Annotated in this window: 14 protein-coding genes; 9 read left to right on the forward strand and 5 right to left on the reverse strand. The window is 70.3% G+C overall.

Going from position 1 to position 13,121, the window contains the following annotated elements; genetic code table 11:
* From VGR06_RS08145 to VGR06_RS08155, 3 genes are all read left to right on the forward strand, one after another.
* Positions 1-687, forward strand: a 687-nt coding sequence (locus VGR06_RS08145; RefSeq protein WP_327558359.1) for a tyrosine-type recombinase/integrase, incomplete at its 5' end; no start/stop codon positions are given.
* Positions 684-1,694, forward strand: a complete 1,011-nt coding sequence (locus VGR06_RS08150; protein ID WP_327558360.1) for a tyrosine-type recombinase/integrase — start codon at positions 684-686, stop codon at positions 1,692-1,694. The genes VGR06_RS08145 and VGR06_RS08150, both read left to right, overlap by 4 nt.
* Before the next feature lie 95 nt (positions 1,695-1,789).
* On the forward strand, positions 1,790-2,770 hold the full coding sequence (locus VGR06_RS08155) for a Mu transposase domain-containing protein (RefSeq protein ID WP_327558361.1): 981 nt from the start codon (positions 1,790-1,792) through the stop codon (positions 2,768-2,770).
* Here VGR06_RS08155 and VGR06_RS08160 read toward each other — a convergent pair.
* The 3 genes from VGR06_RS08160 to VGR06_RS08170 form a co-directional block, all read right to left on the reverse strand.
* Positions 2,718-3,524 (reverse strand): hypothetical protein, encoded by an 807-nt coding sequence (locus VGR06_RS08160; RefSeq protein ID WP_327558362.1) that lies wholly within the window; start codon positions 3,522-3,524, stop codon positions 2,718-2,720. The genes VGR06_RS08155 and VGR06_RS08160 overlap by 53 nt on opposite strands.
* A 23-nt stretch (positions 3,525-3,547) precedes the next feature.
* Entirely contained in the window at positions 3,548-4,843 is a 1,296-nt protein-coding gene (locus tag VGR06_RS08165) for a hypothetical protein (protein WP_327558363.1), read from the reverse strand.
* 346 nt (positions 4,844-5,189) lie between these two features.
* Positions 5,190-5,978 (reverse strand): TetR/AcrR family transcriptional regulator, encoded by a 789-nt coding sequence (locus tag VGR06_RS08170; protein WP_327558364.1) that lies wholly within the window; start codon positions 5,976-5,978, stop codon positions 5,190-5,192.
* Between the two features lie 137 nt (positions 5,979-6,115).
* Here VGR06_RS08170 and VGR06_RS08175 point away from each other — a divergent pair, with 137 nt between their 5' ends.
* The 6 genes from VGR06_RS08175 (at position 6,116) to VGR06_RS08200 (ending at position 11,522) form a co-directional block, all read left to right on the forward strand.
* Positions 6,116-7,606, forward strand: a complete 1,491-nt coding sequence (locus VGR06_RS08175; protein WP_327558365.1) for an MFS transporter — start codon at positions 6,116-6,118, stop codon at positions 7,604-7,606.
* A gap of 140 nt (positions 7,607-7,746) precedes the next feature.
* On the forward strand, positions 7,747-8,091 hold the full coding sequence (locus VGR06_RS08180; RefSeq protein ID WP_327558366.1) for a DUF1707 domain-containing protein: 345 nt from the start codon (positions 7,747-7,749) through the stop codon (positions 8,089-8,091).
* A gap of 181 nt (positions 8,092-8,272) precedes the next feature.
* Positions 8,273-8,854, forward strand: a complete 582-nt coding sequence (locus VGR06_RS08185; protein WP_327558367.1) for a transposase domain-containing protein — start codon at positions 8,273-8,275, stop codon at positions 8,852-8,854.
* Positions 8,754-9,632, forward strand: coding sequence for a transposase (locus tag VGR06_RS08190; RefSeq protein WP_327558368.1), 879 nt, complete (start codon positions 8,754-8,756; stop codon positions 9,630-9,632). Before VGR06_RS08185 ends, VGR06_RS08190 begins: the two co-directional genes overlap by 101 nt.
* 91 nt (positions 9,633-9,723) lie before the next feature.
* Positions 9,724-10,371: a class I SAM-dependent methyltransferase gene (locus VGR06_RS08195; RefSeq protein ID WP_327558369.1), complete on the forward strand. Its 648-nt coding sequence runs from the start codon at positions 9,724-9,726 to the stop codon at positions 10,369-10,371.
* Positions 10,372-10,505: 134 nt separating this feature from the next.
* Entirely contained in the window at positions 10,506-11,522 is a 1,017-nt protein-coding gene (locus tag VGR06_RS08200; RefSeq protein WP_327558370.1) for an MBL fold metallo-hydrolase, read from the forward strand.
* A 149-nt stretch (positions 11,523-11,671) separates the two neighbouring features.
* Here VGR06_RS08200 and VGR06_RS08205 read toward each other — a convergent pair whose 3' ends face one another.
* Both VGR06_RS08205 and VGR06_RS08210 read right to left on the reverse strand, forming a co-directional pair.
* A complete protein-coding gene (locus tag VGR06_RS08205) occupies positions 11,672-12,625 on the reverse strand; it encodes a hypothetical protein (protein WP_327558371.1) in 954 nt (317 codons plus the stop codon).
* A gap of 216 nt (positions 12,626-12,841) precedes the next feature.
* Positions 12,842-13,042: a hypothetical protein gene (locus VGR06_RS08210; protein ID WP_327558372.1), complete on the reverse strand. Its 201-nt coding sequence runs from the start codon at positions 13,040-13,042 to the stop codon at positions 12,842-12,844.
* Positions 13,043-13,121 lie beyond the last annotated feature (79 nt).

The following is a 13,121-nucleotide window of genomic DNA, read 5'->3' on the forward strand; positions in this document are numbered from 1 at the left end:
GCCTCACCGCTGCACAGAGTGCGGCGACGCGAGACGGACGTGCGCCTGCCGTTCCTCTTCGACGTCAGCAAGGCCCGCCTGCTGCTTGAGGCGGCCGCGGCGCTGCCCGACAACTCCCGGGCCGTCGGCCGCGGCGCCACCTACCACGCCATCTTCGCACTCTGCTACGGGCTGGGACTGCGTATCGGGGAGGCGTGCGGCCTTCGCATCGGCGACGTCGACACGCGGCGGCAGCTCCTGACGGTGCGGGGCGGCAAGTTCGGTAAGAGCCGCCTGGTTCCTCACGGGCCGCGCATCGGCGAACTCCTCGCCCGCCAGGTCGAGCGCCGCGGCGTTGACGGCGAGGACCCGCTGTTCAGCTTTGACGGCCGCCGCAGCGTCCATCCATGCAGCGCGAGCCAGACATTCCACCGGCTGACGGCCGAGCTGGCCTTACCAGTCCCTGACGGTGTTTCCCCACCTCGTCTTCACTGCCTGCGCCACTCGTTCGCGGTGGGACGCCTGGCCCGCTGGTATCGGGAGGACGTCGATCCGCAGGCACGGCTCTACCGGCTGTCCACCTTCATGGGCCACGTCGACCCCACATCCACCGCCATCTACCTGACCATCACGCCGCAACTGCTCGCCGAGGCCAGCCGACGCTTCGAAGCCCTCGCCGAACATGCGTGGACGGAGGGGAAAGCATGACCGGGTCGCGGCCGCTCGGGCCGCTCGTCCACTCCTTCTTCCTCGACCACCTGATCACGGTCAAGGGCCTCCGGCCAGCCTCGATGCGCAGCTACCGCGACACCATCCGGCTGCTGCTCTGCTTCGTGGCTGAGAACAAGGGCACGAAGCTCACCAAGCTCAGCATCGAGGACCTGAGCTTCGATCGGATCCTTGGCTTCCTCCGCCACCTCGAGCACGACCGCGCCAACCACGCCCGCACCCGCAACCAACGCCTGGCGACCCTGCACACCCTGTTCGAGTACATCGCCACCCGCCAACCGGAGATGCTCGGCGTCTGCCAGCAGGTGGCAGCCATCCCAACGAAGCGGGCGGCACCAGCGGAAACACACTTCCTGGAGCGTGACGAGATCCAGACGCTGCTGCAGCACCTGCCCCGGACCGGCCGCCTCGCCCTACGAGACCGGGCACTGCTGCTGTTCCTCTACAACACCGGCGCACGGGTCCAAGAGGTCGCCGACCTACGGGCAGGACACCTCAACCTCGGTGACGGTGCAGTGGCCCGTCTTCATGGCAAGGGCGACAAGTGGCGAATTTGTCCACTGTGGAGCCAGACCACGGCACTGCTGGCCGAGCTTCTGCAGTCATCGAACCCGCCAACAGCGGCGGACACCCCAGTGTTCCGCTCCGCTACCGGCCAACCACTGACACGCTTCGGCATCTACAAGATCGTACGGCGCCACGCAGCGCAACTCGACGACACTCGCGCCGGGCGCAGAGTCAGCCCGCACCTCTTCCGCCACACCGCAGCGGTGCACCTTCTCGAAGCTGGCGTCGAAGTAAACGTCATCTGTGCCTGGCTCGGGCACGCCGATCTCACCACCACGAACCGCTACGCCGAGATCACCACAAAAGCGAAGATCGAGGCACTCCGGAACACGGAACCAGCCGCTACTTCGGCGGGGGCCCGCCGACGCCCGATCTGGAGCTCCGACCAAGCGCTGCTCGACTGGCTCTCATCGCTCTGATCGTTATGTGGCCGGCTCAGCCTGGTGAGGCGCTGGTCCTTTGGCACTCGGCGGGGCTGGCCACATAACGCGGTAGGGAACAGAAGCCGGACAACATGGCCGCGGTGGTGGCCGCCGCGGACGCGGTGAACCCGAAGCTGACGGTGGGCTGGCTGGATTACGCCCAGCATTGCGGGTTCGTCACGGACACCGCCCGGGTGCGCTCACCGAAGGACAAACCTAGGGTCGAGCGGGCCGTCCACTATGTGCGGTCGAATTTCTGGGCGGGGGAACAGTTCATCGATCTGGCCGACGCGCAAACTCGCGCCCGGAGCTGGTGCACCAGCGTGGCCGGGCAACGCATCCACGGCACCATCCAGGCCAGGCCCGCCGACGTGTTCGCCGAGCGCGAGGCGGGTGTGCTGCTGGGTGCGCCGGCCGGCTATGACGTGCCGGTGTTCAAGACCTGCAAGGTCCACCGCGATTTCCACCTGGAGGTCGGCAAGGCGCTGTATTCGGTGCCGAAGCCCTACATCGGGCAGCATGTCGACGTCCGCGCGGACTCGGCATTGGTGAAGATATTCCGCAATGGACGGTTGGTGAAGGTCCATCCGCGGCAACGGCCGGGCGGCCGGTGGACCGATCCGGACGATCTGCCCGCGGAGAAGGTCGGCTACGCGATGCGCGACCTGGACCGGCTCGTCGCCGCTGCCAGACGCATCGGCCCAGACGTGGGGATCTACGCCGAGCGGCTGCTGGACGGCAAGCTGCCCTGGACCCGGATGCGGGCCGTCTACCGACTGCTCGGGCTGGCCCGCCGCCACGGCGACCAGGCCGTCGACGCCGCCTGCGGCAAGGCCCTCGAGGTCGACGTGGTGTCGGTGCAGAAGATCGCCTCGATGCTGCAGCGGGCCACGGAAAGCCTCGCGGTCCGGCTGGCCCGGCCGGGCGCCGCGGCGACTGCCCGCTTCGCCCGCGATCCCGGCGAGTACGCCACCAGCCGGGCCACGCAACGAGCCGCTCGACCGACCCAGCTGCGGCTGATCACCAACACCAGCGCAGACGCCGTCGTCGAGGGTGAGGAGACCAAGCGATGACCGCCCGCAGAACCCCACCGGCCACGAAACCGGCCACCAGAGCGTTGCCCGACCCGGTCAGCGCCGACCTCAAACAGGTGCTGCGCACCCTGAAACTGGGCAAGCTGCTGAACACGCTGCCCGAACGGCTCATCCTGGCCCGGCAGCAGAACCTGCCCACGCCGACTTCCTCGAACTGATCCTCGCCGACGAGGTCACCCGCCGCGACACCAACTCCGCCGCGCTGCGCGCACGCGCCGCCGGCCTCGACCCCGGCATGCGCCTGGACACCTGGGACACCACCGCCGCGGTCGCCTTCGATCAGCAACTGTGGAACGAACTGATCACCCCACGACGGGTCGGTCTGCGGCACCGCGCGAACACTGCCGCACGCCGGGCTGGTCAGCACGTCGTCGACGGAGGCAACGATCACGTCACCCCAGATCGACACATCGTTCTGCGGCCCGGGACACCACACATCACGAACGACCCTGGGGTGCGCCGGGTCGGAGATGTCGATGACCCGGAAGCCGTTGTAGTTACCGGCGATGGCGAGGTTGCCCCGGAACGCCAGATCGGATTGGAAGTTCCGGCCCAGCGCCGGGTCATTCCAACGGAAGTCGCTGGACCTGGGGATGTTCGCAAGCGCGTTCGCCTGCGGGCTGTGCTGATCCTGGTTGTGCGTCGCGTGCGCGGGCGCCGCCCAGATACCGGTCACTAATACCGACACGGCCGCGATGCATAGCAGCCGTAGCCTGCTTCGCACGCTGACCACCTCCCGATGGCGAATGATGTCCGTTAGGGCAGCGAGAACTCCTCGGTCTGTGGGTTCAGCCGAGAGAGCCGGATGTCGCCCGCCGTTGTCGGGTCACTGAGCCGGAAAACGTTGAGCCCCTTGGTGATCTCCGACTCGTAGATGAAACCGTTGTACCAGTACGAGGACCAGGCGCCGCCGAGCTCGTTGACGAGCTCTCCCGTCGGCGTCGTCACCTTTCCGAGCGACGGCGGGTCCGCCCAGGCGACGGTGCGCGGTTGGCCAGGGTTGGTGAAGTCGGTGACCCAGGTACCGGCCTGGTAGTCGCCGCTGACCAGCACGTGCCGTCCGCTGCGCAGCGGCACCACGTTGTAGTTGTGGATGGTGCAGTTCTCCTCAAGCGTCTGCTCCCGCGGGAGCGTCCACTGACCCAGCTTCTGCCCGGTCGCCGCGTCATAGAAGAACGCCGACTTGTGCGTGTCGGTCTGGGTCGCGAACACCCCACCACCGACGGGCACCGGCGTGCCATTCGCACTACAGAATGGGGCACCGCCCCCACCGGGCTCCCAGCCCAGGACGAGTACCTTGCCGTCCCACGTGAAGGCGGCCGAGTGCCACCGGCCGAACGCGCCGGCCTGCCCGACCCCGGGCTCCTGAATCGTGTACAGGAACTGCGGATTCTCGATCGTTCCACCCCGCGGCGGACCGATGCCGAACACGTTCGTGGTGTCCCCGCTGGCACATGCGGCGAGGTTGACAGTCCCGCGGATCACCGCCGCGTCGTGGCAGCCGGTGCGGATGTCCGTCACCGGGCCGGCGAGCGGCACCCGGTTGATCAAGCTGGCGGCCGCCAGGTTGTCAAGTGGCACGGCGACGACATCCATGAAATCGCCCAGCGCGTTCTGCTCGGCGAGGTCGAGGCCGACGCCGCAGCCCGAGCTGCTGGAGTTGTTCGAGTAGACGATCAGCCGGTTGCTGATCACACCCGCGACGGTCACCGTGTGCGACCCGCAAGGCAGCTCGACGGCGGCCTTCAGCCTCGGGTTGACTGGATCGCTGATGTCGAAGACGTGCACGCCCTCCCAGCCGGCCTGCACCGTCGCGCTCAGGCACGTCCGTGGCGTGGTCTTCTTGGAGTTCCATGACCGCACGAGGACGTCCCCGTAAACGGCAATGTCGCCCTGGTCCCCGTTGCAGGACGGATGGGCAAGCTCGATCGGGTTGTCCGGGTCGGAGATGTCGATGACCCGCCACCCGTCGTAGTTACCGCCGAAGGCGAGGCGGCCCTGGAACGCAATGTCCGACCAGGCCGGGTGCGGCCCAAGCGGTCGAGGTGGCACTGCCGCTCACGCTACGGACGCTGTTGGTCCTCGGCCCTCGGGGCGCCAAACGGCCCCCTCCACCGCGCCGCCAGCGGAGCCGAGGCCATCGCACTCGCCGAAGACGTCAACGAGCGCCTGATCGCTCAGGCTTACCAGTGGGTGGCCGCCAACCCTGGCCACCCGACTTTCTACGACATGCTCTTGCCGTCACCCGGCCCGATCGTCCAAGTATGCGATGGCGGATCGGCCTTCTCCCGCGACCTGGACCGACCGCCGTCGCCACGCCGTCCGGCGCTCCTGGGTCGTGACTGGCGCTGACCCAATCGTTCCCCACGCCAGCTGAGGATGAGGTCGGCTAGTTTGATCAGCGGTGGCAGTCGGCGTCGGCGGGGATGAGGGTGGGCTGGAATCCCATGCCGGCCATGACGGTGCGCACGTGGGCGCGGAACAGCTGCTCGGTGTCGGTGACGAGCTGGGGCAGGCTGCCGAAGATCTCGGTGACGAGGAAGCCGAGGATGCTGGCCCAGGCGGTAAGGGTGATCCCGGCGAGGCGCGGCGGGTAGTGGGGCGTGTCGGCGCCGGTGTCGGTGTGGAGGAGCTGCCGCAGGAGGTCGCCGGTTTCGAGAGAGGGCGGCACCTGGGTGTGGTCGGGGTCGGCCGCCCCCGCGTCCACCGCGGCGGCGTACACGGCGAACGGCACGGTGGCGAACCGGCCGGCGGCCGGGCCGGTGGCGGATTCGGGTGCGTGGTGGCCGGGCACCGGGGTGCCGAAGATCAACGCGAAGTCGGGTCGGTTGTCCAGCGACCAGCGGCGGTAGGCGTGGCAGACCTGCCACCAGCGGCCGGCGTGGTCGTCGGCCGGGCGGGTGTCGCGGGCGGCGGCGAGCGCGTCGGCGACCGAGTCGTAGGCGTCCACGCACAGCGCGGTGATCAGCTCGTCGTAGCTGGCGAAGTAGCGGTAGAGCGCGGAGGAGGCCATTCGCATCTCGCGGCTGATCTCCCGCAGCGACACCCCGCCCGGGCCGTGCTCGGCGAGCTGGCGGCGCGCGATGGCCTTGATCTCCGCGGTGGTGGCCAGCCGGCGCTCGTCGCGGCGCGACAGCGGCGGCGTGCTGGATGGTGCCGGAAGCGCGGGCGGGGCGGACGGACTCATGGTAGTCAGTCTGCCAGAAAATAGCGAGCGCCGCAAACTTTGTGAGCACTGCTCTTGACAGGCCGGGAAGCGGGAGGGAAAGTGAGGGGAGAGCAATGCTCACTTTGTGAGCGCGAACGCGGCGACTTGGAGGAGTCATGTCTGCCACCTCGCGCCAGGCTTCCCGCTGGTGGGCCCTTGTCGCGGTCGCCCTGGCCACCTTCGTGACCTCGCTGGACAACACCGTGGTGAATGTGGCGCTGCCCTCGATCCAGCGCGACCTGTACCTGAGCCTGCCCGGGCTGGAGTGGGTGGCCAGCGCCTACATCCTGGTCTTCGCCAGCCTGCTGCTGGCCGGCGGTCGGCTGGCCGACCGGTACGGCCGGCGCCAGCTGTTCCTGGCCGGGCTGACGATCTTCACCGCGGCATCGCTGGCGGCCGGGCTCGCCGGCACCGGGCCGGTGCTCATCGCCGCCCGCGCCGTACAGGGGGTGGGCGCCGCGCTGCTGGCCCCGACCACCCTGGCGATCATCTCGACGACGTTCCCGCGGGAGCGGGAGCGCAACCTGGCCGTGGCCGCCTGGAGCGCGATCGCCGCGCTCGCCCTGGCGCTCGGCCCGCTGACCGGCGGCCTGCTCGCCCAGCACTGGCACTGGAGCGCGATCTTCTTCGTCAACGTGCCGGTCGGCGTGGCCACCCTTGCCGTCGGCCGGCTGGCCATCGGCGAGTCCCGCGCCGACACCGCAGTCGGCTCGCTCGACCTGCCCGGGCTGGCCACGTCCACGGTCGGGCTGTCCGCGCTCACCTACGCCCTGATCGGCGGCCACGAGGCCGGCTGGACCTCGCCGACGGTGGCCGGGTCGCTCGCGCTGGCCGCGACCGCGGGGGCGGCGTTCGCCCTCATCGAGTGGCGGGCACGGGCGCCCATGGTCGACGTGTCGCTGTTCCGCAACCAGGTGTTCACCGGCGGCACCGCCGCGATGGTGCTGTGGGGCCTCGCCGTGATGGGGGTGTACTTCTTCACCTCGCTGTACCTGCAGGGCATCCTGGGCTTCTCGCCCACCACCGCCGGGGCGGTGTTCGTGCCGCTGGCGCTGCTGATGGCCGCCGGCGCCCCGCTCGCTTCCGCGCTCACCCCGCGCATCGGCGCCAACCGCACCGTGGCCGCCGGGTTCGTGCTGGTCGCCGCCGGGCTGCTGGCGGTCGCCGGGCTCGGCGAGGGCACCGGGCTGGCCGACCTGATGCCCGGCTTCGTGCTGGTCGGCGTCGGCTCCGGGTTGACCACGCCGCTGACCTCGACCATCCTGGGCGTGCTGCCGCCGGACCGGGCCGGCGTCGCCTCCGGCATCCTCAACGCCGCCCGTGAGGTGTCCGCCCTGCTCGGCGTCACCGTCATCGGCGCGGTCCTCACCACCCGGCAGGCCACCGCTGCGGGCCACGGTGCCACCCCAACTGCGGCGTTCCTCGCCGGCTACACCGCCGGCCTGCTCGCCGCCGCCGTCCTCGTTCTTGCCGGTGCCGTGCTGACCCTGCACGTCCTCGACCGCCGCAAGGTGGCGCCCCGGTCGCAGCCCGCGCCTGTCCCGGCCGAGTCTGTGCCGGCCTCGGCTCGACCGGCCACGCGAGCACTGCCCGAGCCGGTCGGCTGACCCTCCGACGCTGGCGCTTCGCCCAGCCGAGGGATTCCGCGCCAGTGGTCGTAAACAGCCGGCCAGGGCGGCAGCCACGAACCCGTACCCCGCATGAACAACATCGCATGAACAAGACAATCTCCGGGAAGGAGCCGGATATGCACCCCTCGATACGCGCCTCCGACGCCGACCGCCAGCAGGTGGTGCAGGCCCTGAACCAGCACACCGCCGCCGGGCGGCTCAGCCTCGACGAGTTCACCGAGCGCCTCGACGCGGCCCACCGGGCCACCACGCACGGGGAGCTGGCGGCGATCACCGCCGATTTGCCCGCCGAAACGCGCACCCGGGGCGGCGGAACGCGCGGCCCGCTCCTGGTGGCCGCAGTGGTCGCCGTGCTCGTGCTGACCGTCCTGCTCGGCCTGGCCGGCGTGGCCGGGCTGGCCGGCTGGGGCCACACGCACACCATGATGGCCACCATGTCCACCATGGGCGGCTGCCACTGACCACGCACAACCGGCACGGGTCGGGTGGTCAACACCGCTGACCCCGGCCCGTCCGGTCTAGACGCAAGGCCGCGTAGTTAAGGTCGGGCGGGGCGTGTCAAGGGTGTGTTGGTCCCGGGTATGGCAACGGGACTCTTCGATGATCTGGGTTCGACCAAGAATCCGATCATGAGGAGTCCCGTTGGAGGATCAGTCTGTCATCACCAGGAAGATCACGGTAGCGGCAGGGGTGTTCGCGCCTGGGCATCTGGGTGAGCTGACCCGGATCGTGCCGTTCGAGATGGTCGACGCGGCGTTGGCAGCCACGATGACGGTACGGCGGCGGGTGCGGCTGCTGCCCGCCCGGGTGGTGGTCTATCTGCTGTTGGCCGGGTGTCTGTTCGCCGAGGTCGGATATCGGCAGGTGTGGCACAAGCTGACCGCCGGGCTGGGTGGGCTGGTGGTGGCCGACCCGAGCGAGAACGCGTTGTGGCAGGCCCGGGTCCGGCTGGGTGTGGCGCCGTTGCGATCGCTGTTCGATCTGCTGCGCGGCCCTGTCGCGACGGCGACCGCGGGTGGGGTGCGCTGGTGCGGGCTGTTGGTGTGCGCGATCGACGGCACCACCATGGCCGTCCCGGACGGGGCGCGCAACCTCACCGGGTACACCAAGCAGGCAGGCAACCATGGCGGGTCCGGGGTACCCGCTGCTGCGGCTGGTGGCGCTGGTGGCCTGCGGCACCCGGACCATCATCGACGCGGTCTTCGGCCCCACCGCCACCGGTGAGGCCGGCTACACCCGGCGGCTGGCCCGCAGCCTGCGGGCGGGGATGATTGTGCTGCTGGATCGCGGCTTCGACGACGCCGCTCTGATCGCTGACCTCGCCGCCACGAAGGCGCACCTGCTGGTGCGGCTGAAAGGCAATCGCAAGCTGCCGGTGCTGCGCCGCTACCGCGACGGCTCGTATCTGTCCCAGATCGGCACCACCCGAGTGCGGGTGGTCGAGTGCGAGATCACCATCGCCACCGCCGCCGACCGGCACACCGGGGTCTACCGGCTGGCCACCACCCTGCTCGACCACCACCGACGGCCGGCGTCCGCGCTGGTCACCCTCTACCACCAGCGCTGGGAGATCGAAACCTGCTATCTGGAGCTCAAGTCCAGCATCCTCGGCGGCAGGGTGCTACGCGCCCGCACCCCCGCAGGCATCGCCCAGGAGGTCTACGCCCTGCTCACCTGCTACCAGATCCTGCGCACCGCGATCACCGACGCCATCGACACCCACGGCGGCATCGGCCCCGACCGAGGCAGCTTCACCATCGCCCTCAACGCAGCCCGCGACCTGCTCGTCCAAGCCGCCGGGGTCATCGCCGACACGGTCATCGACCTGATCGGCGCGATCGGCCGTCGCGTGCTGGACAACCTGCTGCCCGATCGACGGCTGCGGGTAAGCCCCCGCATCGTCAAACGAGCGATCTCCAAGTACCAGGCCCGAGGCCCCAACATCAACCGACGCAGCTACAAAGCCACCCTCAACATCAACATCCTCGTCACCGGGCCTTGACACCCACGGTCCAAGCGTTAACTACAGGGCCTTGGGTCTAGACGGGTATCACGGAGGCGAATGCACAATGCCGACACCATCGGAGCGGGACATGCGTGACGAGCACGCGCAATCGAAGCGGGACGAGCGACTGCGCCGCTACTGGGACAAGCACGCCGGCTCCTACGACCGGGAGATGGGCTTCTTCGACCGGCACCTGTTCGGTGACACCCGGGACTGGGTCTGCTCGCAGGCGTCGGGCGAGGTGCTGGAGGTGGCCGTCGGCACCGGCCTGAACCTGCCGCACTACCCGCGGCAGGTGCGGCTGACCGGCGTCGAGTGGAGCCCCGCCATGCTCGACATCGCCCGCCGCCGCGCCGACGAGCTGGGCAGGCAGGTGGACCTGCGCCTCGGGGACGCGCAGGCCCTGGAGTTTCCCGACGCCTCGTTCGATACCGTCGTGTGCACGTTCTCCCTGTGCGGCATCCCCGACGACCGGCGGGCCGTCGGCGAGATGGACCGGGTGCTGCGCCCCGGCGGCCTGCTCCTGCTGGCCGACCATGTCGAGGCGTCACGCTGGGACGCCCGCGCCGCTCAGCGGCTGATCGACCTGGTCACCATCCCGCTGGGCGGGGAGCACCTCCGCCGCCGCCCCATCACCCACGTGCAGGCCTTCGGCTACGCCATCGAACGCCACCAGCGCTTCACGCTCGGCATCGTGGAACGCCTCGCCGCCCGCAAGCCTCACGTCGGCGGCTGACCGGGGCCGGTCCGCGCCAGCAACCCCAATCGGGTTTCCCGATCTCTCATGATCTGACGGTGCTGTGGTACGTGTAGAAGCGAGCCGTCTGGCTCGGCTGGAACCCTGTCTCGATGTGCGTGCGGGAGGTCGCCATGCCCTGGACGCGGGCACTGGTCGGCGGTGCCGCGGGGACCGCTGCGGCGCTGGCCGGGCTGATGGTGCGCTACGCCGCCGGCGTGGCGCGGGCGGACCGGTCCTGGCCGGTCCAGGTCGAGCCGGGGTTGCGGGATCTGGGCGAGGTCGACGAGGTGTCGATCCTGCCGCTGGTGGAGCGGCTCACCGTCGACGGCCGCGGGCTGGTCGGCGAGCCCGGCGTGTCGTACCTGGTCCGCGCCGGTGGCACCCGGCTGCTGTTCGACTCCGGCCTGTCCGGCGGCCGGGCCCGCTCGGCGCTGGCCCACAACGCCGGCGTCCTGGGGGTCGACCTGGGCGACCTGGACGCGGTGGTGATCTCGCACCTGCACCTCGACCACGTCGGCGGGTGGCGGGCGCTGCGCCAGCGCACCTTCGCCTTCTCCGCCGAGCCCCTGGAGCCGCGTGGCGTGCCGGCGCACGTCCCCACCCCGATGCAGCACCTGCGCGCCGAGGTCATCCCCACCACCGGCCCGCGGGTGGTCGCGCCCGGCATCGCGGTGCTGCCGCCGCTGCCGCGGATGCTGTTCCTCGGACCCATCGCCGAGCAGGCGCTCGTGGTCAACGTCCGCGGCTTCGGCCTGGTGCTGATCACCGGCTGCGGCCACCCGCAGATCGAACGGATCCTCGGCGTCACCGAGCAGGTCCTCGACGTGCCCATCCGGGCCGTGGTCGGCGGGCTGCACCTGCCGGTCCACCCGGCCGGGACACCGCTGATCCCGCAGGCCGTGCTGGGCAATCCGCACCCGCCGTGGCAGCCGATCGGCGAACGCGACGCCGCCCACGTCCTCGACGAGATCGACGCGCGCGGCCCCCGGCTGGTCGCGCTGTCCGGCCACGACAGCACCCCGTGGACCTACGACGCGTTCGGCCGCCGCTTCGGCGACCGCTACCGCACCCTGCGCGTCGGCGACGAACTGCGGGTCAGCGCCGCCGTGGCGGCCGGGCCGACCGCGGGGTCGCCGGCGCTTGGGTAGGCGACGGCGTCGACGCAAAAGCGCGCACCGGCCGGCCGCGCCGCCGGCGGCGGGCTCGACTCGCGCCTATCGCCCAGCTGTCGGCGGCCCCGGACTATGTGAAGGGACCGCGTCAACACCGTCGCGGCATCGCGGCATGTTGCTCCGGGCTAGTCGCGGTAGCCGGCCGGGAGCGGGGTGGGTCGCATGGCGCGGTCCGTGCCGCGGGCGACGAACTCGGAGACGGCGTGGTGGGCGTGTTGGCGGATGAGCAGGGCGACCTGCGGGTTGGATGAGGTTTCGGTGACCTCGACGCCGCCCGGGATCTGGCTGACCGTCATGGTGATGGCGCCGTGGTGCTCGAAGATCTCGCGGAAGAGCGGGTCCATCTGCCGGATCGGCGTGCCGGTCTCGATGCGGGCTTTCATCTGTTGCACGTGGGTCTGGATGAGCTGCGCGATCGAGGGGTCGCTGGTGGTCCGCGCGCGGATGCCGCCTTCGATGTCGTCGACCTGGCGTCGGATCGTGTCGTGGCGCACCAGCAGGTCGTGGATGGCCGGCATGTCGGCCATCATCTGCGCGTCCATCATTTGGTAGCCGCTCATCATCCAGCCCGGCATGCCGCCGTCTCCCATCCCCGGCTGGTCGCGGTGGCCGCACCCGGTGAGGACGCCGACCGCCGGTGGGACGAGCAGCGTGAGCGCCAGCAGGCGGCCGAGCGCGGCGCGCCGGTCGATCCGCCTGGGTGTGGAAAGCCGTTGGACAGGGCCGTTTGTGGTCATGGTGGCGTCCTTCCGCCGGGTTCCCGCCGCTGGGGTTCGTCGTGGGCGTGGGGCTGGCCGACCTCGGCAGCCGGTTCGCCCGCGTTCGCGGCGTCGGGGCGTGACGGATGATCGCCGCTCCCGGCGCAGGCCGTAGATCACAAACCCGACGCCGAAGGCCACCAGGATCGGCTCGATCACGTTCGCCTCCGGTCCGGCGGTGACCCGATGCAGCCGAAAGATCCAGTGCACGACGACGATGTCGAGGCTGAGAAAGACCCCGACCGCGACGAGGAAGCCGTGGAAGAACGAGGACGAGCCGAATCGCCGGGCCAGCACGAGGGTGCCGATCAGGATCGCCACGCGAGGAGCACCGCGGCGACCCGGCCCGCCACGTTTCCGGCGTCAATGTCTCGAACGCTAATGTCGCCGGCTTGGCTTGGCTGTACCACCGCATGATTGCCTCCGGTTGCTCACGTGCAGGCCCGGAGTGGTGTGGGCTCCTCTCCGGTGATCGGCGCGGTGCAGGCTCCTGCCCCGGGCGCGGGCGCTGCCCGACAGGCGCCCGCGTGGGCTGGGCTACGGCGATGTGTGGTCAGGTGGTCTCGGCGGGAACGCCTGGTCGGGCTGCTGCCAGCTCTGGGCGCCCGGCGCGCTCGGGTTGGACAGGTGCCGAACCAGGGCGACGATGCCGAGCACCGTCAACGCGAGGAGCACCAGCGCGAGCAGGCCCCAGAGCAGTATCCACAGCCCCATGCCGGCCATCATTCCGCCGTGCATTGCTCACCTCCGATGTGACAACGGCTGGTCCGGGGCATGCCACACGGCCCGGCCGGCGATCCAGGTCTGGGTCACCCGG

This window comes from Actinophytocola sp. (assembly GCF_036002505.1).
In the GTDB taxonomy this organism is placed as follows: Bacteria; Actinomycetota; Actinomycetes; order Mycobacteriales; family Pseudonocardiaceae; genus DASYTH01.